21 protein-coding genes are annotated in these 20,989 nt (G+C 69.0%); 17 read left to right on the top strand and 4 right to left on the bottom strand.

Features of this window, described 5'->3' with window-relative positions; all coding sequences use genetic code 11:
* From EP26_RS36150 to EP26_RS02055, 14 genes are all read left to right on the top strand, one after another.
* Positions 1–287: hypothetical protein (locus EP26_RS36150; protein ID WP_043335212.1), on the top strand; the 287-nt coding region annotated here is incomplete at its 5' end.
* 167 nt (positions 288–454) lie between these two features.
* A complete protein-coding gene (locus EP26_RS31595; protein WP_169747352.1) occupies positions 455–1,339 on the top strand; it encodes a methyltransferase domain-containing protein in 885 nt (294 codons plus the stop codon).
* Entirely contained in the window at positions 1,339–3,588 is a 2,250-nt protein-coding gene (locus tag EP26_RS02000; protein ID WP_052388696.1) for a tetratricopeptide repeat protein, read from the top strand. Before EP26_RS31595 ends, EP26_RS02000 begins: the two co-directional genes overlap by 1 nt.
* Positions 3,589–3,723: 135 nt before the next feature.
* Positions 3,724–4,914: an ergothioneine biosynthesis protein EgtB gene (gene egtB, locus EP26_RS02005; protein ID WP_043335216.1), complete on the top strand. Its 1,191-nt coding sequence runs from the start codon at positions 3,724–3,726 to the stop codon at positions 4,912–4,914.
* Positions 4,911–5,861, top strand: a complete 951-nt coding sequence (gene egtD, locus EP26_RS02010; RefSeq protein ID WP_043335219.1) for an L-histidine N(alpha)-methyltransferase — start codon at positions 4,911–4,913, stop codon at positions 5,859–5,861. Before egtB ends, egtD begins: the two co-directional genes overlap by 4 nt.
* Positions 5,843–6,589: a glycerophosphodiester phosphodiesterase gene (locus EP26_RS31600; protein ID WP_052388697.1), complete on the top strand. Its 747-nt coding sequence runs from the start codon at positions 5,843–5,845 to the stop codon at positions 6,587–6,589. The genes egtD and EP26_RS31600 overlap by 19 nt, the downstream gene beginning before the upstream one ends.
* A gap of 127 nt (positions 6,590–6,716) precedes the next feature.
* Positions 6,717–7,493 (top strand): ABC transporter ATP-binding protein, encoded by a 777-nt coding sequence (locus EP26_RS02020; protein ID WP_043335222.1) that lies wholly within the window; start codon positions 6,717–6,719, stop codon positions 7,491–7,493.
* Entirely contained in the window at positions 7,486–8,226 is a 741-nt protein-coding gene (locus tag EP26_RS02025) for an ABC transporter ATP-binding protein (protein ID WP_043335224.1), read from the top strand. Before EP26_RS02020 ends, EP26_RS02025 begins: the two co-directional genes overlap by 8 nt.
* Before the next feature lie 26 nt (positions 8,227–8,252).
* Complete coding sequence (locus tag EP26_RS02030) at positions 8,253–9,476, top strand: ABC transporter substrate-binding protein (protein ID WP_043335226.1); 1,224 nt, start codon at positions 8,253–8,255, stop codon at positions 9,474–9,476.
* 63 nt (positions 9,477–9,539) lie between these two features.
* The gene (locus EP26_RS02035) at positions 9,540–10,769 is read left to right on the top strand and encodes an ABC transporter substrate-binding protein (protein WP_043335228.1); all 1,230 of its coding nucleotides are present in this window, start codon (positions 9,540–9,542) and stop codon (positions 10,767–10,769) included.
* A 20-nt stretch (positions 10,770–10,789) separates the two neighbouring features.
* Positions 10,790–12,019, top strand: a complete 1,230-nt coding sequence (locus EP26_RS02040; RefSeq protein ID WP_043335230.1) for an ABC transporter substrate-binding protein — start codon at positions 10,790–10,792, stop codon at positions 12,017–12,019.
* Positions 12,020–12,024: 5 nt separating this feature from the next.
* Positions 12,025–13,248 carry an ABC transporter substrate-binding protein gene (locus EP26_RS02045; RefSeq protein ID WP_043335580.1) on the top strand — a complete coding sequence of 408 codons (1,224 nt, stop codon included), beginning with the start codon at positions 12,025–12,027 and terminating at the stop codon, positions 13,246–13,248.
* Between the two features lie 15 nt (positions 13,249–13,263).
* Entirely contained in the window at positions 13,264–14,148 is an 885-nt protein-coding gene (locus tag EP26_RS02050; RefSeq protein ID WP_043335232.1) for a branched-chain amino acid ABC transporter permease, read from the top strand.
* 1 nt (position 14,149) lies between these two features.
* Positions 14,150–15,145 carry a branched-chain amino acid ABC transporter permease gene (locus EP26_RS02055; RefSeq protein ID WP_043335234.1) on the top strand — a complete coding sequence of 332 codons (996 nt, stop codon included), beginning with the start codon at positions 14,150–14,152 and terminating at the stop codon, positions 15,143–15,145.
* A 30-nt stretch (positions 15,146–15,175) separates the two neighbouring features.
* On the opposite strand, the gene EP26_RS02060 is transcribed toward EP26_RS02055, so the two are convergent.
* The gene (locus tag EP26_RS02060; RefSeq protein WP_043335237.1) at positions 15,176–15,415 is read right to left on the bottom strand and encodes a DUF3297 family protein; all 240 of its coding nucleotides are present in this window, start codon (positions 15,413–15,415) and stop codon (positions 15,176–15,178) included.
* Positions 15,416–15,482: 67 nt separating this feature from the next.
* Positions 15,483–16,070, bottom strand: coding sequence for a cysteine dioxygenase family protein (locus tag EP26_RS02065; RefSeq protein WP_043335239.1), 588 nt, complete (start codon positions 16,068–16,070; stop codon positions 15,483–15,485).
* 61 nt (positions 16,071–16,131) lie between these two features.
* Here EP26_RS02065 and EP26_RS02070 point away from each other — a divergent pair, with 61 nt between their 5' ends.
* Positions 16,132–16,650: a cupin gene (locus EP26_RS02070; protein ID WP_211259353.1), complete on the top strand. Its 519-nt coding sequence runs from the start codon at positions 16,132–16,134 to the stop codon at positions 16,648–16,650.
* Positions 16,651–16,691: 41 nt separating this feature from the next.
* Positions 16,692–17,327 (top strand): nitroreductase family protein, encoded by a 636-nt coding sequence (locus EP26_RS31605; RefSeq protein ID WP_052388698.1) that lies wholly within the window; start codon positions 16,692–16,694, stop codon positions 17,325–17,327.
* A gap of 7 nt (positions 17,328–17,334) precedes the next feature.
* On the opposite strand, the gene EP26_RS02080 is transcribed toward EP26_RS31605, so the two are convergent.
* Positions 17,335–18,396, bottom strand: a complete 1,062-nt coding sequence (locus tag EP26_RS02080) for an alcohol dehydrogenase (protein ID WP_043335241.1) — start codon at positions 18,394–18,396, stop codon at positions 17,335–17,337.
* 243 nt (positions 18,397–18,639) lie between these two features.
* A complete protein-coding gene (locus EP26_RS02085; protein ID WP_043335243.1) occupies positions 18,640–19,602 on the bottom strand; it encodes a Bug family tripartite tricarboxylate transporter substrate binding protein in 963 nt (320 codons plus the stop codon).
* A 131-nt stretch (positions 19,603–19,733) separates the two neighbouring features.
* On the opposite strand from EP26_RS02085, the gene EP26_RS02090 reads away from it, so the two are divergent.
* A complete protein-coding gene (locus EP26_RS02090; RefSeq protein ID WP_052388699.1) occupies positions 19,734–20,981 on the top strand; it encodes a serine hydrolase domain-containing protein in 1,248 nt (415 codons plus the stop codon).
* Positions 20,982–20,989: the final 8 nt, after the last annotated feature.

A 20,989-nucleotide genomic window follows, 5' to 3' on the forward strand; every position in this document is an offset into this window, starting at 1 on the left:
GCCAATGGTCCGACCTGGCCATCCTCCGCACCACGCCCGCGCTGTTCGCCCTGTTCTCACTCGTGACGCTGTGGGCCAACCAACTCGCCGCCGAGCGTGGACCGCTGGTCGAGTGTGTGCGCTGGTACCGCAAGTCGCTACCAACCTTCAGCGACGCTCTCGTGCTGGTGCGCCGCGAGCTCTGGCGCGCGCAGTTTTCTGCTACCTCGCCGCTGGCCGGGACAGCACAGAATGTCTCAGCCGATCTCATCGAGCGATTGCTGCTCATCGTCTGCCGCCCGCCATGATGGCACGCGAGCGTCACGGCACGTGCAAAGCCAAGATAAGCGCCAATCCTGCCGATGCCGGCCTGCGCGCCCGCCTCGGTCAGGCCTTCATGCTGGGTGGACGGCACGACGCCGCGGCCGAGCAGTTCGCACAGTGCCGCAGCAGCGCGCCCGGATGGCCTCGCATCGTGGCATTGCAGGCACAGAACGCATTGCTGGCCGGTGATTCTGCCAATGCCATCGCCTTTGCCGATGCCGGCCTGGCCGAGGGCGTCGTCGATGCCTCGCTGCATAGCATCCTGGCCCACGCGCTGGTCGCCACCGGGCGCCTGGCGGAGGCAGCGCCGCATTTCACCGCGGCTGCGCGGCTGTCGCCTGAGAATGGCTATTTCGCCCATCTCGCCGCCGCGGCGGGGGAAGGAACGGAGCGCGCGACGGAAAGCTATATCACCGCGCTCTTCGACGGCTATGCGCCGCGCTTCGAACAGTCGCTCATCAGCCTCGGCTACCGCGTTCCCGGCCTGGTGCGGCGGATGGTGGAGCGGCACTGCCCCGCCGTCGCCGCCGGTGAGGCAAAGCTCGGCCCCGTCCTCGACCTCGGATGCGGCACCGGCCTGGTCGGCGTTGCGATTGCCGATCTGCTGGGGGGGGCGCTGACCGGGATCGACCTCTCCCGCGGCATGCTTGAGCAGGCTGCCGCCAAGCATCTCTATGCGGAACTCCGCCAGGCCGACATCGTCGCCGCGCTGCGCGAGGGATTGCCGCCCCAGGCGCTGATCGTCGCCGCCGATGTCTTCATCTACCTCGGCGCGCTGGAGGAGGTTCTGCGTCTTTGTCGCCAGACCCTGGCGCCGGAAGGTGTGTTGCTCTTCAGCCTGGAGCGCGCGGCGCCGGGCGAGGGGTCCTGGCGCCTCGGTCCCTCGGGCCGCTATTCCCATGCGCCCGACTATGTCACCCGCTGCCTCGCGGAGGCGGGTCTCGTCCTCGTCGAACAGCGTGATGAGGCGCTGCGCCTCGAATCCGATCACACGGTCGAGGGCATGTTGATCCTCGCCCGCCCGGCGCCTCACTGATGGCTGCGCTCGACTATCGCACCGGGCTGGAGGCGCTGCGGGCAGGCATGCCGGAGGCCGCGCTCGCCCCGCTCTCGGCCGCGCTCGACGACCCCATGCAAGGCGCCTGGGCCCGGCTCAACCTCGGCCTTGCGCTTCATGCCCTTGGGCGCCTTGCCGAGGCGGAGCCGCATCTGCGAACCGCCATGGCGGCACTGCCCGACCAGGCGGAGCCGGCCTTCCGCCTTGGCACTATCGCCGGCCTGCGCGGTGATGGTGCCGGCGCGATGGCGCTCTTCCGTGCCGCCCTCGCGCGTGACCCGCACCACGTCCCGGCCCATGCCGCCCTGGCCGCCCTTGCGGTGGAAGCCGGCGACGGTGCCGAGGCCCGTGCGCTGCTCGCCGCGGCCCGTTGCATCGACCTGGGGGAGCCTGAGCTTGCCCTCGCGCTTGCTCGGCTCGACCTTGCCGAAGGGCTGAGCGAAGCGGCTGTCGCGGAGGCTGCCAGGGTACTTGCAGCCCGTCCGAGCCATGCCGCCGCCGCCCGGCTTTTCGCGGAAGCAAGCCTGGCGAGCCAGGATCCCGAGGCGGCCCTGGCCGAAATCGCCGCGCGGGCCGAGGCCGAACCCTTTGCTGCCGGCTGGCCCCTCGCCGCCGCCTGGTTGAATGAGGCAGCTGGACGTCCCGCTGCCGCCCTCGCCGAGTTGCGCACCGCCCATCTGCTGGCGCCCGGGTCGGCGGATGTCCTGGCGCTCCTCGCTCATGCTCTGGCCGGCGCGGAGCGGACGGCGGAGGCGGAGACGACGCTGCGCGCGGCCATCGCCGCTCGGCCTGCGGATATCGATTTGCGTAACCGATTGGCGACGGTGCTGTGGAAGGCCAATCGCCTTTCGGCGATGCTCGACATCCTCACCGCCGCCATCGCCGATTTCGGCCCGCACCCGACGCTGCTGCTGAACCAAGCCCTGGCGCTGAACACTATCGGCGAGCAGGAGGCGGCACTTGCCGCGGCCGATGCCTCGCTGCCCAGGGGAGGGGTGGCGGCGCTGGTCAACCGCATCGCCGTGCTGCCCTATCACCCGGTGGCCGGCACCGCTGCCAACCTTCGCAAGGCAGCCGAGGCGATCAACGTAGCCCTGCCGCCGGCGGCGCCGATCGTGGCCCGGCGCCGGGTGGGGGGCGGCCGGCTTCGTCTCGGCCTGCTCTCCGGTGGCCTCGGCCAGCACCCGGTGGGCTGGCTGACCTTGGCCGGGTTGGAGGCCTTGCCCGAGGCGGAGTTCGAACTCACCGCCTATTCGCTGAAGCCGCGGACAGACCCGCTCGCTGCGCGCTTCCGCGCCCGCTGCACCCGCTGGCACGAAGTCGGCCCGCTGGATGATGCCGCGATCGCCGCGCAGATCGCCGAGGACGGCATCGACATCCTCGTCGAGCTGGGAGGCTATGGCGAAGGCGGTCGGCCCTTCGTGCTGCGGCATCGGCCGGCGCCGGTGCAGGTGAAATGGGTCGGCGCGCAGTTCTCGACGCTCGGCCTCGATGGCTGCGACTGGATGCTGACTGATCGCTGGGAGACCCCGCCCGGCTTCGAGCCGCATTACACCGAGCGCCTGCTGCGCCTGCCGGATGGCTATGTCTGCTACCTGCCGCCGCCCTATGCGCCGCCGGTCGCGCCGCTGCCGGCGGTTGCGAATGGGGCCGTCACCTTCGGGTGCTTCAATAACCTCGCCAAGCTGACGGCGCCGGTGCTCGCCGCCTGGGCGCGGATCATGGCGGCGCTGCCGGAGGCGCGGCTGGTGCTGCGCACCCACAGCCTCAGCGAGCCGGAGACGCGGGCGCGAACCGCCGCACGCCTCGCCGCGGCCCGGCTGCCGATGGCGCGGGTCGCGCTGGAAGGTGGCGTGCCGCATCGCGAACTCATGGCCGCCTATGGCGGGATCGACATCGCGCTCGATCCTTTCCCATATACCGGTGGCCTGACGGTCTGCGAGGCATTGTGGATGGGCGTGCCCGTTGTCGCCATGGCGGGGGACAGTTTCTGCGCCAGGCACGCGCTCAGTCATCTGAGTAATGTCGGCCTCGGCGACTGGGCGGTGGCGGATGTGGAGGCTTATGTCGCACAGGCTATCTGCCGGGCGCGGAATTTGCCGCCACTTGCGGCGCTACGCGAAGGGCTGCGCGAGCGGGTTACGGCCTCGCCGTTGACCGATGCGCCGCGTTTCGCCCACGGCCTTGCCGCGGCGCTGCACCATGCCTGGGAGGCGGCGGCTCGATAAAACGTCATGGAGTGCGGTTATGCTTCTGGTAACCTTCGGCTGGGCATGCGCGAAGCGGCACCCATCTCAGCGGAACCGGCAGACCCCTTCAGCCGTTCCGGCTGCGTCTCGCGGGATAAGGAAGCTGGAACGCCGATGACCATCCTCGATACCCGCGTCTCCGCCCTGGCCAGACGCTACGGCGCCGTTCGTGGTCATACCGAGGCCCTCGCCGCGCCGCTCTCGCCCGAGGACCAGACGATCCAGTCGATGCCCGATGCCAGCCCGGCGAAGTGGCATCGGGCGCATGTCACCTGGTTCTTCGAAACCTTCCTGCTTCTGCCCAACTTGCCGGGCTACCGCCGGTTCCGTGAGGAGTTCGCCTTTCTTTTCAACTCCTATTATGAGGCTGCCGGTCCGCGCCATGCCCGGCCGAAGCGTGGGATGCTCACCAGGCCCTCCGCCGCCGAGGTCGGTGCCTATCGCGCCCAGGTCGATGCCGCGATGGCCCGGCTGCTGGAGAGTCCGCCGGACGGGGCGCTGCCGCTGGTCGAGCTTGGCCTGCAGCACGAGCAGCAGCACCAGGAGTTGCTGCTGACCGACATCCTGCATGCCCTCGCTCAGAACCCGCTGCTGCCGGCCTATGATCCGCAGTGGCGGGAGCCTGCCATCGCCGCCGGCCCCGCCCGGATGCTCGACGGGACGGACGGTATCCGCGAGGTCGGCAGCGCCGGCCCGGGCTTCGCTTTCGACAACGAAACGCCGCGCCACAAGGTCTGGCTGGAGCCCTACCGCATCGCCGATCGGCTGGTAACCAATGGCGAATGGCTCGATTTCATGGCCGATGGCGGCTACCGCAGCGCGACGCTCTGGATGAGCGAGGGCTGGGCGCGGGCGCAGGCCGAGGAGTGGCAGGCGCCCTTCCACTGGCATCGACGCGAGGGCGGGTGGAGCCAGTTCACCCTGGGCGGGCTGCGGCCGCTCGATCCCGCCGCGCCGGTTCGGCACGTTTCCTGGTACGAAGCGGAGGCTTATGCCCGTTGGGCCGGCCGCCGGCTGCCGACCGAGGCGGAGTGGGAGGCGGCGCAGGACCTGCCCGGCCTGTTCCAGGCGCGCGATTCCGCCTGGCAGTGGACCGGCAGCGCCTATCGTCCCTATCCCGGTTTCCGCCCCTGGGCGGGTGCGGTCGGCGAGTACAACGGCAAGTTCATGATCGGCCAGATGGTGCTGCGCGGTGGCTCGCTCGCCACGCCGCCCGGCCATGCCAGGCCCGGCTACCGCAACTTCTTCCCGCCCGATGCCCGCTGGCAATTCACCGGCCTCCGCCTCGCGGAGGACGCGGCATGAGCGCGGCGATGGATGCTGCGGCCGGGCAGCGCGCGGCCCTCATCGCCGATGCGCTGGCTGGCCTTTCTGCTCCGCGCAAGACGCTGCCTTGCAAGTGGCTCTACGACGCCGAGGGCTGCCGGCTCTTCGAGGCCATCACCCGCCTGCCGGAATACTACCCGACGCGGACGGAGGTGCGGATCCTGACCGAACAGGCCGCTTCCATCGCCGAGGCGGTCGGGCCTGGCCGCGCCGTGGTCGAATTCGGACCCGGCGATGGCGCCAAGGCGGCGCTGCTGCTCGCGGGTCTCGACCGGCCTGCCGCCTATGTGCCGGTCGACATCGCGCCGGAATGGCTGGAGGAGGCGGCGAGCCGGGTAGCGATCGCCCGGCCCGGCCTGCCGGTGCTGCCGGTCGTCGCCGATTTCACCCAGGCCTTTGCCCTGCCGCGGCGGCTCGGCGCCGCGCCGCGGCTTGGCTTCTTCCCGGGCTCCACGATCGGCAATTTCGAGCCGGCGGGGGCGGTCGAGTTCCTGCGCCGGGCGAGGACGACTTTGGGCACGGGGGCTCGGCTACTGCTGGGCGCCGATTTGGTGAAGGCGCCGGCGGTGCTGGAGGCCGCCTATGACGATGCCGCGGGCGTCACCGCCGCCTTCGACCTCAACCTGTTGCACCGGCTGAACCGCGAGGCCGGGGCGGATTTCGACACCGGTGCCTTCCGGCATCGCGCCGTCTGGAATGCGGTGCTGGAGCGGATCGAGATGCATCTCGTCGCCGAGCGGGCGCAGGTGGTGCGGCTGGCCGGGCGCAGCATCCGCTTCGAGGCGGGCGAGACTATCCATACCGAGAGCAGCCACAAGTACCGGCCGGAGCGGCTTGCCGGCTTGGCCGCTTCGGCCGGCTGGCGCATAAGCCGGCACTGGACGGATGCGGAGGGGCTCTTCTCGGTATGGCTGCTGGACGCGTAGGGACCGAGATCGCCAGCCATCGCGGCGGGGCGATCCTCTGGCCGGAGAACAGCCTGCTCGCTTTCCGCCATGCTCTCGCCCTGCCGGCCGAGCAGCTGGAGATCGACGTCCACCTCACCGCGGATGGCGAGGTCGCCGTCATCCATGACGCAACGCTCGATCGCACGACCGACGGCACCGGCCCGGTCCGTGCCCAGACCATGGCCGAGCTGCGCCGCGTCCGACTCAAAGGTACGGGCGGGGAGGGGGTGCCCAGCCTCGCCGAGGTCGTGGCGCTGACCCGTGAGGCGGGGCGAATCCTGCGGCTCGAAATCAAGGCGGATGGCATGGGGCGCCCCTATCCGGGCATCGTCCCCGCCTGCCTCGCGGTGCTCGATGCCGCCAGGATGCGCGCCCGTACCGTGCTCATGAGCTTCGAGCCGATGACCGTCGCCGCCGCGGTGGCGGCCGGCGGATTTTACCGGCTGGTGCTGCTGATGGGCAGCCGGCCCTGGCACGGCATGGGGCCGGAGGGCGCCATCGCCCTCGCCCGCGCCTGCCATGCGGAGGAGCTCGGACTCACCATCGCGGATTGGGAGGAGGACTCGGTCGCCGCACTTCGCGCCGCCGGGCTCGGGGTCAGCGCCTGGGGCACCAATGACGAGGCAAGCATCCGACGCGGCTTCGCGCTCGGGATGGATGCCATCGCCACGGACGATCCGCCGCTCGCGCTCCGGCTCCGCGGCTGAACCAAAACCTGATAACGAAATCGGAACGGGCCGAAAGCCGCAGCCTCCCTTGCATCCGGCGCGCGGCGCGGCCATACCTAGCCGCAACGACGGCGCCATTAGAGACGCAACGGGGAGAACGATCCGGGTGACAGATTCCATCCTGGAAACCGAGGGGCTGACGAAGGAATTCCGGGGGTTCGTCGCCGTCAACGGCGTCTCCCTGAAGGTCCGGCGCGGCAGCATCCATGGCCTGATCGGGCCGAACGGTGCCGGCAAGACCACCTGCTTCAACCTCCTGACCAAATTCCTCCAGCCGACGCGCGGGACGATCCGCTACGACGGCCGCGACATCACCGGCATGAAGCCGGCCGAGGTCGCGCGCCTCGGCCTGGTGCGGAGCTTCCAGATCTCGGCCGTCTTCCCGCATCTCTCGGTGTTGGAGAATGTGCGGGTTGCGCTTCAGCGGCAGCGCGGCGGCAGCTTCGACTTCTGGCGCTCGGAAGGGCTGCTGCGGCAGTTCGATGACCGCGCCATGGCGCTGCTCGAGGATGTCGGCCTGACCGGCTATGCGCGGCTGCAGGCGGGCGAGCTGCCCTATGGCCGCAAGCGCGCCCTCGAGATCGCGACTACGATGGCCATGGACCCGGCGATGATGCTGCTCGACGAGCCCACGGCCGGCATGACGCATGAGGATGTGGACCGCATCGTGGCGCTGGTGAAGCGCGTCTCTGCGGGCCGCACCGTGCTGCTGGTCGAGCACAACCTGAAGGTCGTCTCCGGCCTCTGCGACCGCATCACCGTACTCGCGCGCGGTAGCGTCCTCGCCGAGGGCGACTATGCCGAGGTCTCCCGCAACCCCGATGTGGTCGCCGCCTATCTCGGCACCGAAGCTTCCCCGGAAGGAGCGATGGCCCATGGCTGAGACCCTGGAACGCGCCCGTCCCGGCAGCGCCGGCTCGCCGCTGCTCGAGGTCCGCAAGCTCGAGGCCTGGTATGGCGAGAGCCACGTCCTGCACGGCGTCGACATCGACGTGAACCCGGGCGAGGTGGTGACGCTGCTCGGCCGCAACGGCGCCGGCAAGACGTCGACCCTGCGCTCGATCATGGGCCTCACCGGCCGGCGTGCGGGCAGCATCCGCTTCGAGGGGCGGGAGACGATCAACCTCCGCTCCGACGTCATCGGCCGCGCTGGCATCGGCTATTGTCCGGAGGAGCGCGGTATCTTCGCCAGCCTCAACGTCACCGAGAACCTAATGCTGCCGCCCGTGGTGAAGCCGGGCGGGCTCGACCTGGGCACGATCTACAAGCTTTTCCCAAACCTGAAGGAGCGGGCGAACAGCCAGGGCACGAAGCTCTCGGGCGGCGAGCAGCAGATGCTGGCCGTCGCCCGCATTCTCCGCACCGGAGCCAACCTGCTGCTGCTCGACGAGCCGACCGAAGGGCTGGCCCCGGTCATCGTCCAGCAGATCGGCGCCATGATCCGCGAGATCAAGGCGCGTGGCTTCACCGTGCTGCTGGTCGAGCAGAATTTCCGCTTCGCCCAGACCGTGGCTGACCGCCACTACGTGATGGAGCACGGTCGCGTCGTCGACATGGTCCGCAACGACGAGCTGAACGCCTCGCTCGGCCGGCTGCACGAATATCTCGGTGTCTGATCCCGTCTCCCAGGAGCCCGACCATTATGTCGCTTGACCGCCGCACTCTGCTGACCGGCGCCGCTGTTGCCCCCTTCGCCTTTGCCCGGGCGGGCCATGCCCAAGGGACGCCGACGCTGAAGATCGGCGTGCTGAACGACCAGTCGGGCGTCTACCGCGACATCTCCGGCCCGACCTCGGTTGCCTGCGTGCGCCAGGCGATCCAGGATTTCGGCAGCCGCGGCTTCAATGTCGAGGTCGTCGTCGGCGACCACCAGAACAAGCCTGATGTCGGCAGCAACATCGCGCGGCAATGGATGGACCGCGACGGCGTCGACGTCATCGTCGATGTGCCGAATAGCGCGGTCGGCCTCGCGGTTGCCGGCGTGGTGCGCGAGAAGAACAAGGTCTACCTCAACTCGACCTCGGCGACGGCGGACCTGACCGGCGCGCAATGCTCGCCGAACACGGTCCACTGGACCTACGACACCTACATGCTGGCGAAGTCCACCGGCGGCGCCATGGTGAAGGCGGGCGGCGATACCTGGTTCTTCCTCACGGCGGACTATGCCTTCGGCCATGCGCTGGAGCGGGACACCACCAATTTCGTCAAGTCAGCCGGCGGGCGCGTCGTCGGCGGCGTGCGGCATCCGCTGAGCAACACCGACTACTCCTCCTTCCTGGTGCAGGCGCAGTCCTCGCGCGCCAAGGTCATCGGCCTGGCCAATGCGGGTACGGATACGGTCAACACGGTGAAGCAGGCGGCCGAGTTCGGCATCACGCGCCGCGGCACCAAGATCGCCGTGCTGCTGATGTTCCTGAATGACGTGCATGCGCTCGGCCTGCAGGCGGCGCAGGGGCTCGTGCTGACCGAGACCTTCTACTGGGATCTCAACGACCGCACTCGCGCCTTCACCAATCGGGTGAAGCCGCATCTCGCTGGTTCGATGCCTGCCATGTCGCATGCCGGCTGCTACAGCGCGGTGCTGCACTACCTGAAGACCGCGGCCGATATGGGTGCGGCGCAGGCGAAGCAGGACGGCGCGGCGACCGTCGCCCGCATGAAGGCGATGCCGACGGATGACGACTGCTTCGGCGCGGGCCGCATCCGCGAGGACGGGCGCAAGCTGCACCCGGCCCATCTCTTTGAGGTGAAGGCGCCGGGCGAGAGCAAGGGCGCCTGGGACTACTACAAGCTGCTGCAGACGACGCCGGCGGAGGAGGCCTTCCGCCCCGTCAACGAAGGCAGCTGCCCGCTCGTCCGCAGCTAGGACAAGGACCATGGGAGACCGGGCGGCCATGCATCGCCCGGCCCCGCCAACAGGGAGACGGACATGACGATCACGAGGAGAAGCCTGCTCGCAACCGGCGCCATGGCCGCGGCGGCGACATCGCTGCCGCGGCTGACGCGCGCCCAGGCGGCGAATACAATCCGTATCGGCGTGCTGAACGACATGTCCGGCACCTACAAGGACAATACTGGCCCCGGCTCCGTCGCCTGCGCGCAGCAGGCGATCGCCGAGTTCGGCCAGCAGGGCTTCAATGTCGAGCTGATCTTCGCCGATCATCAGAACAAGCCGGATGTCGGGGTGAACTTGGCACGGCAGTGGTACGACCAGGGCATCGACATGATCCTCGACGTGCCGACCAGCTCGGTCGGCCTCGCGGTGAACAATGTCGCCCGCGAAAAGAATAAGGTGAACATCAACTGCGGCTCGGCCACCTCGGACCTGACCGGGGCGCAATGCGCACCGACCATGGTCCATTGGTCCTACGACACCTACATGCTGTCGAAATCGACCGGCGGCGCCATGGTGAAGGCGGGTGGCGATACCTGGTTCTTCATCACTGCCGACTATGCCTTCGGCCATGCGCTGGAGCGGGATACCAGCAATTTCGTCAAGGCCTCGGGCGGCCGCGTTCTCGGCGCGGTGCGAACGCCTTTCCCTTCTACGACGGACTTTTCTTCGTTCCTCGTCCAGGCGCAGAGTTCGCGGGCCAAGGTGATCGGCTTCGCCAATGCGGGGTCGGACACCATCAACTGCGTAAAGCAGGCGGCGGAGTTTGGCATTACCAAGCGCGGCACCAAGCTCGCCGCCATGCTGATGTTCATCACCGACGTCCATTCCATCGGGCTCGAGACGGGGCAGGGGCTGGTCTGTACCGAGAGCTTCTACTGGGACCTCAACGACCGCACCCGCGCCTTCACCCAGCGCGTGCTGCCGAAGATGCCGAACCTCTACCCCAACCAGATCCATGCCGGCTGCTACTCGGCAACGCTGCACTACCTACGCGCGGTGCAGGCAATGGGCGTGGCGGCCGCCAAGGCCTCGGGCACCGAGGTGGTCAACCGGATGAAGGCGATGCCGACGGAGGATGATGCCTTCGGGGCAGGGTCCATCCGCGCCGATGGGCGGAAGATTTGCCCCTCCTACCTGCTTGAGGTGAAGTCCCCGGCGGAGTCGAAGCGCCCCTGGGACTACTACAAGGTCCTGCAATCCACCCCGGCCGGCGAGGCCTTCCGCCCGTTGAACGAAGGCGGCTGCCCGCTGGTGCGTAGCTGACAAGGAAGCGAGAGAAAGCGATGACCCCGACCCGCCGCAGCCTGCTGACCGCCACGGTCGGCGCCACGCTGATGCCCGCCCTGCCGCGCCTCGGCCGGGCGCAAGCCGCCAACACCATCCGCATCGGCGTACTGAACGACCAGTCGGGCGTCTACCGCGACATCTCCGGCCCCTACGGCATCGAATGCACGAAGCAGGCGGTGCAGGAATTCGGCGACAAGGGCTTCGCCGTCGAGGTCATCTCCGCCGACCACCAGAACAAGCCCGATGTCGGCGCCAATATCGCACGGCAATGGTACGACCAGGGCGTCGACCTCATCATCGACGTGCCGACCTCCTCGGTCGGGCTCGCGGTCAACAACGTCGCCCGCGAGAAGAACAAGGCCTATATCAACACCGGCTCGGCGACCTCCGACCTCACCGGTGCCCAGTGCAGCCCGAACACGGTGCACTGGATGTATGACACCTACATGCTGGCGAAGTCCACCGGCGGCGCCATGGTGAAGGCGGGCGGCGACAGTTGGTTCTTCATCACCGCCGACTACGCCTTCGGCCACGCGCTGGAGCGGGACACGACGACCTTCATCAGGGCCGCGGGCGGCAAGGTAAACGGCAGCGTCAAGTATCCTTTCCCGGCGACCTCGGACTTCTCCTCCTTCCTGCTGCAGGCACAGGCCTCGCGCGCCAAGGTCATCGGCTTCGCCAATGCCGGCGCGGACACCATCAACAGCATCAAGCAGGCGGCCGAGTTCGGCATCACCCGCGGCGGGGTGAAGCTGGCGGCGCTGCTGATGTTCCTTCCCGATGTCCATGCGATCGGCCTCCGCACCGCACAGGGGCTGGTGCTGACCGAGAGCTTCTACTGGGACCTCAACGACCGCACCCGCGCGGTGTCGGAGCGGCTGCGGCCGCGGCTGAAGGATGTGAAGCCCAACATGGCCTCCATCGCCAACTACTCCTGCACGCTGCACTACCTGAAGGCGGTGGCCGACATGGGCGTCGCCGCGTCCAAGGCCTCGGGCGTCGATGTCGTCAACCGCATGAAGGCGATGCCCTGCGACGACGATGCCTTCGGCCCGGGCAGCATCCGCGCGGATGGGCGGAAGCTCTGCCCCTCCTACCTGTTCGAGGTGAAGTCGCCCGCCGAGAGCAAGGCGCCGTGGGACTACTACAAGCTGCTCCAGACCACCCCGGCCGAGGAAGCCTTCCGCCCGATTAACGAGGGTGGTTGCTCCCTCGTGCGGAGCTGAAGGCGATGCCGCTGCACCGCCGCGACGTGTTGCTGGCCGGCAGCGGCCTCGCCTTGGCCGGCGGCCGGGCGAGGGCGCAGGGAGGGGCCTTGCGCCTCGGTGTCCTCACCGACATGTCCGGCCCCTATCGCGACCTGACGGGGCCGGGCAGCTTCGCCGGCGCCCGGCAGGCGGCGGAGGAGTTCTCCGCCGCGACCGGCATGGCGGTCGAGGTGATCGTCGGCGACCATCAAAACAAGCCGGATGTCGGCGCCAATATCGCCCGGCAATGGTTCGACCGCGAGGGCGTCGAGGCCATCATCGATCTGCCGAACAGCGCCGTGGCGCTGGCTGTCTCCGGCATCGCGCGGGAGAAGAACAAGGTGGTGCTCGGCTCCGGCGTGGGCTCCACCGTCTTCACCGGCGCGCAATGCAGCCCGAACAGCATCCAGTTCACCTACGACACCTACATGCTGGCCAAGGGCACCGGCGATGCGCTGGTGAAGCAGGGCGCCGATAGCTGGTTCTTCATCACCGCCGACTATGCCTTCGGCCATGCGCTGCAGGCCGATATCTCGCGCTTCGTCGAGGCGGCGGGCGGCAAGGTGCTGGGCGCCGCGCGCTACCCTTTCCCGGCGACGACGGATTTCTCCTCCTTCCTGCTCCAGGCGCAGAGCTCGCGCGCCAAGGTCATCGGCCTCGCCAATGCCGGGGCGGACCTCATCAACTGCATCAAGCAGGCGCGGGAATTCGGCCTGCTGCGGAGCGGAGTGAAGCTCGCCTGCCTGCTGATGACGGTCGTCGACAGCATCGCCCTCGGCCTGCCCGAGGCGCAGGGGCTGCTGATGACCGAGAGCTTCTATTGGGACCTCAACGACCGCACCCGCGCCTTCGCCGAGCGGGTGAAGGGCAAGCGGCAGGGCGCCGTGGTCCATGCCTCCTGCGCCGGCTGCTACGGCGTGACGCTGCACTATTTGAAGGCCGTGAAGGATCTCGGCATCGAGCGCGCCCGCGCCTCGGGCCTCGAGGTCGTCAACCGCATGAAGGCGATGCCGACCGATGACGATGCCTTCGGGCCGGGGCGCATCCGCGAGGATGGACGCAAGCTGACGCCCGGTTATCTTTTCCAGGTGAAGTCCCCGGCCGAGAGCCGTGGCCCCTTCGACGTGCATAAACTGGTTGCCACCACCCCGGCCGAGGAGGCCGCCCGCCCGCTCGCCGAAGGCGGCTGCCCCTTCGTTCGAACTTAAGGACTCCCACGCCGCATGGAAGACATCTTCGGCATCCCCGCACCGCTGCTCTTCGGGCAGCTGCTGCTCGGCCTCATCAACGGCGCCTTCTATGCGATGATGTCGCTGGGGCTGGCGGTGATATTCGGGCTGCTCAACATCATTAATTTCACCCATGGCGCGCAGTTCATGATGGGCGCCTTCGCGGCCTGGATGCTGCTCGAATGGGCCGGGCTGAACTACTGGTGGGCGCTCCTGCTGGTGCCCATCATCGTCGGCTTCACCGGCGTGGTGCTGGAGCGGCTGATGATCAGCCGGCTCTACAAGCTCGACCACCTCTACGGGCTGCTGCTGACCTTCGGCCTCGGCCTTATCATCGAGGGCGTGTTCCGCAACCAGTTCGGCTCCTCCGGCCTGCCCTACCGCATCCCGCCCGAGCTTCAGGGTGCCTGGGACCTCGGCTTCATGTTCCTGCCGATCTATCGCGGCTGGGTGGTGATCGCGGCCCTCATCCTCTGCCTCGCCACCTGGCTGCTGATCGAGAAGACGCGGCTCGGCGCCTATCTCCGCGCGGCGACGGAGAATGCGCCGCTGGTCCAGGCCTTCGGCGTCAACGTCCCCCGCATGGTGACGCTGACCTACGGCTTCGGCGTGGCGCTCGCCGCCATCGGCGGGGTGCTGGCGGCGCCGATCTATTCGGTGAACCCGCAGATGGGCACCAACCTCATCATCGTCGTCTTCGCCGTGGTGGTGATCGGCGGGATGGGCTCCATCCTGGGGTCCATCATCACCGGCTTCGGCCTCGGAATCGTCGAGGGGCTGACCAAGGTCTTCTACCCGGAGGCCTCGGCAACCGTCATCTTCGTCATCATGGCGATCGTGCTGCTGGCACGGCCCGCCGGCCTGTTCGGGAGGGCCTGACATGGCCGATTCCACCGCCATCACCGCCAATTCGATCCCGGCCCCCGCGGCCGAGGATCACGGCATCTGGGGCTTCTCACGGGCGCAGTTTGGGGCGCTCGGGGTGATGCTGGCCGTGCTCGCCATCGGGCCCTTCCTGCTCTACCCCGTCTTCCTGATGAAGCTGCTCTGCTTCGCCCTCTTCGCCTGCGCCTTCAACCTGCTGATCGGCTATGTCGGGCTGCTCTCCTTCGGCCACGCCGCCTATTTCGGCATGGGCGGGTATCTCGCCGGCCATGCGGCGAAGGTCTGGGGGCTGACGCCGGAGCTCGCCATCATCACCGGCGGCGCGACGGCGGCGCTGCTCGGCGCCGTCGCGGGCTGGGTGGCGATCCGCCGCCAGGGCATCTACTTCGCCATGATCACCCTGGCGCTGGCGCAGATGATCTACTTCCTCTGCGTGCAGCTGCCCTTCACCGGGGGCGAGGACGGCATCCAGGCCATCCCGCGCGGCAGCCTGTTCGGCGTCGTCCCGCTCGACCGGGACCTGACGCTCTACTGGGTGGTCGCCGGCATCTTCCTGCTCGGCTTCCTGATGATCCACCGCATCATCCACTCGCCCTACGGGATGGTGCTGAAGTCGATCCGCGAGAACGAGCCGCGGGCGATCTCGCTCGGCTACCGGACGGACGACTACAAGCTGCTCGCCTTCATCCTCTCCGCCGGGCTCGCCGGCGTGGCGGGGGCGACCAAGTCGATCGTCTTCGGCATCGCCACGCTGACCGACGTGCACTGGTCGATGTCGGGCGAGGTGGTGCTGATGACGCTGGTGGGCGGCCTCGGCACGGTCTTCGGCCCGGTCGTAGGCGCGGCGGTGATCGTGACGATGCAGAACTACCTGGCCGAGCTCGGCGCCTGGGTGACGGTGATCCAGGGCGTGATCTTCGTCATCTGCGTTCTGGCCTTCCGCCGCGGCATCGTCGGCGAGATCGGCAACTGGCTGAAGGTGAAGCTGTAAGGCGGGAAGGGGCCATGCGGCCCCTCCTTCTCAGCCTTCCTTGAGATAGGGCTCGACCGTACCCTTCAGCTTGATGGTCATCGGGTTGCCCTTGCGGTCGAGCGTCTTGCCGACCGCGACCCGAACCCAGCCCTCGCTGACGCAGTATTCCTCCACATTGGTCTTCTCCGCCCCGTTGAAGCGGATGCCGATGCCGCGGGAGAGCAGCTCGGCATCATGGAAGGGGCTGCGGGGGTCGGTCGCCAGGCGGTCCGGCAGTGTTTCGGTCATGGCCTGTCCTTCGGGCAGTTCGGTCATGCCGGGGTGATACCCAGAGGCGGGCGCCGCGCCAACCGCCTCAAGCGGCCAGCTCGCGGCTACGGTCCCAGAGATTTGGCACCGCCCTGTTGTGGTAGCCGGAGGTGAAGGGCCGCGCCGCGCCCGTCGTCGGGTCGAATACGCTGCGCGGGATCGCGCCGATATTGCCGCCATAGCAATGGATGCTGATGCTCACGCGGTCGGCGAAGGCGTTCTCCACCACATGGATGTCGTAAGTATCGGCCGAGACGGCCACCACCTCGCCCGGCCGCAGCCGGTCCACCTGGCCGGGGCGCATGGGGGCGCCGGGTCGCATCTCGGTCGAGACCTCCTCGCCGCGCAGCATGCCGACCAAGCCCCAAACGGTGTGGTTGTGGACAGGCGTCCGCTGGCCCGGCCCCCAGACGAAGCTGACGACGCAGAAACGCTCGGCCGGGTCGCAATGCAGCAGGTACTGCCGGTAGGTCGGGCCGGCCTCGGCCATCTCGGCCGGCAGCCAGTCATCCTGGGCGACGAGGCCGCGCAGCAGGTCGGCACCCTCGTCCAGCCATCTGCGCTCGTCGGTACCGGTATCGGCCAGCCGCGTCATGGCCTGGATGAAGCTCCGCAGCCTGATCAGTCCTGACATGTCAGTCCCTCCCTCAGGCGTGGAAGCTTATCCCGGCTTCGGCGCATTGGAACGGGTTTCCGTGACGATGCGTTTTCAGGGCAGCGAGGAGGAGGTGCCGATGAGCCCGGAATTGCTGGTCTTCGCCGATGACGGGACCATCCCCAACAATCCGCGCCTGCCCGTGCTGCTGTACCGCGGCGCCGTCCCACCCGGCGAGCCGGAGGCGGTGGAGGCGCTCTTTACCCGGAATGGCTGGCCGCCGGCTTGGCGCAATGGCATCTACCCCTACCACCACTACCATCCGAATGCGCATGAGGCGCTGGCGATCGCCCGCGGTCGGGTACGGGTGATGCTGGGCGGGGAGGGCGGCCAGGCGCTCGATCTCGGGGCGGCTGATGTGGTGGTGCTGCCGGCCGGCACAGGGCACCGCAATCTCGGCGCGAGCGCCGACCTGCTGGTGGTCGGGGCCTATCCGCCGGGGGAGGCGCCCGAAGAGTATCGCGGCCGACCGGGCGAGCATGAGCGGGCGATCGCCACCATCCCCGCCGTGGAAGATCCGCCGGGCGAGCCGGTCACTGGCGGCCCCTGGCCGCTGTGAGCGCGCCATGACAGGCTTGCCTCTGCTGGAGGAGCCTGCCCATGACCGAACTCTTCGAGATCCTGCACAGCACCCGCGCCATGCGCCGGCTGAGGCCGAACCCGGTGCCGGATGCGCTGATCGCCAAGATCCTCCGTGCCGGCGCCTCGGCGGCGAATGGCGGCAACATCCAGCGCTGGCGCTTCCTTGTGGTGAAGGACTTGGAGATCAAGAAGGCGGTGCAGGTCTGGTACAAGCGCGCCTATGACGAGGTGATCGCGCCGCGCTACAGCAGCATCGCGCCGCCGCCCGGGACCACGGCCGAGCGCTATGCCCGGCAGCATGCCGCCGTCGAGTATCTGACCGATCATTTCCACGAGGCGCCGGTTTGGATCGTCGCCTGCCTCGCGGAGGAGAAGCCGACCCGCTGGTCCGGCGCCTCGATCTATCCGGCGGTGCAGAACATGCTGCTGGCGGCGCGGGAGCTTGGGCTCGGTGCGACCCTGACGACGAGGCACCTGCTTTACGAGAAGGAGGCGGAGGCGGCGCTCGGCCTGCCGCCCGGCGTGCATTCCTATGCGATCCTGCCCATCGGCTATCCGATGGGCCGCTTCGGGCCGGTCGGGCGCGGCCCGCTCCGGGACATCACCTTCCTCGACCGCTGGGGCGAGAATTGGGATATCCCGGAGGAAGGGTGAGGTTGCCTTACCCGGCGACGAGCACCACGCGGCCGGTGATCTTGCCCTCCTTCAGACGGTGCAGCACGGCGTCGGCATTGCGCTGCGGCTGGTTCTCGACCGGGATCGGTGGGATCTGGCCCTTCTTGGCGATGTCGATGAGCGCCCGCAACTCCTTGACGTTGCCGACATAGCTGCCCTGGACGGTCAGCGCCTTGATCGGCATGAGCGGCAGCGGGATGTTCATCTCGCCGCCGAACAGCCCGACCTGCACCAGCTTGCCGCCCTTGCGCAGCGCGTCGAAGGCGAAGCGCGCGGTCTGGGTGCCGTTCACCAGGTCGACGACGCCGGCCACCGGCCCGCCGCAGGCCTCGATGATGCGCTGCGTCGTGTCCTCGCCCGAGGCGAGCACCGTGTCGCTCGCGCCCTGCTTCTTGGCGGCGGCCAGCTTGTCCTCAGCGACGTCGACCACGCAGATGCGGCGATGGCCGAGCGCCTTCAGGATGGCGATGGCGTTCAGCCCGAGCCCGCCGGCGCCGACCAGCACCACCGGCTCGTCAGGCTCCAGCGGCATCAGCTTGTTGACTGCCGAATAGACGGTGACGCCGGAGCAGGCATAGGTCGCGGCGAGCGAGGGGTCGACGCCCTCGATGTCGATCAGGTGCTTCACGTGTGTCGCCAGGACATGCGTCGCATAGCCGCCATTCTGATAGACGCCGAGGCTGCGCCCGTTGAGGCACATATTCTCCTCGTCGCGCTGGCAGATGGCGCATTTGCCGCAGCCGACCCAGGGGTAGACGACGCGGATGTCGCCGACCTTGCTGCCCTGGCCCTCGGCCTCCGGCCCGAGCTTCACGACGCGCCCGACGATCTCATGGCCCATGGCGAGCGGCAGCTTCACGCCGCGATCGGTTAGCCGCATCTTGCCGCGGCTGCCGAGGTCGTATTCGCCCTCCCAGATATGCAGGTCGGAATGGCAGACGCCGGCATGCGTCACCTCGAGCAGCACCTCGGCGCCCTTGGGCTCGGGCGTCGGCATCTCGATTTCCTGCAACGGTTGTCCCGTCTCGACCACGGCCCAGGCGCGCATCGCGTTCTCTCCCACTTGATAAACCGATGGGACCGCGCCGCGCGGCCGCGGTCAAGCGGGGCGAGAGCAAACCCCGGACGGCCGGGCTCACCCGGGCGGGGTGATTGGGCCGTCCGAACAACAGGCTGGAGCGGCTTCCGCGAGCATGATCGAGCGGAGACCGCTCCGGTTGGCGGCGATCCCACGCTCTTTCACGACCCGGCCTATTTGGTGACCTAGGGTGGAGGAGCGAGCGGCGCCGCATCAATCCGGCCGGATGCCGTTCTCGCGGACGACGCGGCGCCAGGTCTCGATCTGCCGGTCGAGGAAGGCGGCGAAGTCGGCAGGTCCTTTGGGGTGCACATCGACGCCGAGCGTGCCCGTCAGCCGCTCGCGCACCGCCGGCACCTTCAGCGCCTCGCGCAGCGCGGCCTCGAAGCGGGCGCGGATCGGCGCCGGCGTCGCCACCGGGCCGAGCACGCCCCAGAAGGCCTCCGCCGTCACCTTCACCCCGAGTTCCGTGAGCGTCGGCGCGTCGGGGGCGACGGTGGAGCGCTTCGCCCCGGTGCTGGCCAGCGGGCGGATCGCCTTGGCCTCGAGCTGGGGGACGAAGATCGTGCCCGTCGCGGTCGGCAGATCCACCTCGCCGGCGGAGGCGGCAACGCCGAGCGGCCCGCCGCCGCGATAGGGGACGTGGACGAGGCTGATCCCCGCCTCCTTCTCGACCAGCTTCATCGTCAGATGCGCGAGGGAGCCGTTGCCGATGGTGCCGTAGGTGATGGTCTCCGGCTTCGCCTTGGCCGCCGCCACCAGGGCGGGGAAGTCTCGCCAGGGCCGCGTATGGAAGGCGGTGATGACCATGGGCGAGGTGCCGATCAGCAGCACCGGCGCCAGATCCTTCTGCGTGTCGAAGCCGAGATTGGAGATCAGCGCCGGGTTCACCGCATGGGTGTCGAAGACGAGGACCCAGCTGTTGCCGTCCGGCGTGGAGCGCGCCACGTCGCGCGTGCCGATCGCCCCCGAGGCGCCAGCCTTGTTCTCCACGACGACCGGCACGCCGAGCGCGGCCGAGAGGTGCGGTTGCAACAGACGCGAGATGGCATCGACGCTTCCACCCGGCGGGAAGGGCGCGACGAGGCGGATCGGGCCGCTCGGCCAAGCCGGCTGGGCGATGGCGGGCGCGGCGAGGACGAGCCCCGTGCCGAGCACGGTACGGCGGGTGAGCATGGTTGGAACCTCCCTGTTTTCGTCTCTTGGCCGCATAGATGGTGCCGCCGTCAAGGCCGGCGATGGACGCCTGGGGCGTCCGGCCGCTAGCCTTCCCCGTCAAGGAAGAACGACTCGGGAGAACATCGCCCATGACGCTGCGCCGCCATCTCTGGCCGCTCGCCCTGCTGCCGCTGCTCGCCTGCGCCGGGCAGGACCGCGCGCCCACCGCCGCCGCCCCCTCGCGCCAGGCGGTGCTGGACGGGGCGCTCCGCCAGCAGGTGGAGGCCGGCAAGGTCGCCGCCATCTCCGCCATCGTCATCCGCGCCGATGGCGAGGTGCTCTACCAGGGCCATGCGGGCGGGACGAATGCCGAAAGCCTCTTCCGCCTCGCCTCGATGACCAAGCCCGTCACCAGCGTCGCGGTGATGACGCTGGTCGAGGACGGCAAGCTTCGCCTCGACGATCCGCTGGCAAAGCACCTGCCGGAATTCCGTGGGCTGCGCGTGCGCGAGGCGAATGGCAGGCTGGTCGCCGCGCGGCAGCCGACGATCCGCGATTTGCTGCGGCACATGGGCGGCTTCTCCTACAGCTTCCTCAACGTCCCCGGCATGGTCGAGGCCTATGCGCGGGAGGGCGTGGATGACGGGCTGGCCGCGCCGGGCCGCACCACGCGCGACAACATGCGGCGCCTGGCCCGCGCGCCCTTGCAGGCGCAGCCCAACACGGTCTGGGCCTATTCGCTGGCGACGGATGTGCTCGGCGCCGTCGTCGAGCGCGTCAGCGGCAAGCCGCTCGATGCCTATGTCCAGGAGCGCATCGCCGGCCCGCTGCGGATGACGAGCTTCGCCTTCCATGTCCCGGAAGCCTCGCGCCCACGCATGGTGACGGCGATGCAGCCGACCGAAGGCGGGCTGCGCCCGATCCGCTCGGGCGACCGGGTGCCCTATCCGCTGACCCGTGGCACCTGGGTCTCCGACCCCGAGCGCGCCTTCAGCCGCACCGCCTATCCCTCGGGCGGCGCGGGCGCGACGGCGACGCTCGGTGACTATGCACGCTTCACCCGCATGCTGCTGAACGGCGGCGAGCTGGAGGGCGTGCGCATCCTGAAGGCGGAGACGGTGGCGGAGATGACCCGCGGCCAGACCGGCGGCCTGCCCGTCAACCTCCGCGGGCCGGGCTACGACTTCGGCTACGGCTTCAGCGTGGTGACGGACCCGGCGGCGGCGAAGACCCGCCAGCCAGTGGGCACCTATGGCTGGGGCGGCATCTACGGCACCGGCTTCTTCGTCGATCCGGCGAACCGGCTGGCCACCATCGTCATGACGCAGACCGCGACCAATGGCGGCGCCGCGGCGAACGAGGTGCGCGAGGCCTTCTACGGCACCATGGCACAGTAGCGCGGCGT

Source organism: Belnapia moabensis DSM 16746 (assembly GCF_000745835.1).
Lineage (GTDB): Bacteria > Pseudomonadota > Alphaproteobacteria > Acetobacterales > Acetobacteraceae > Belnapia > Belnapia moabensis.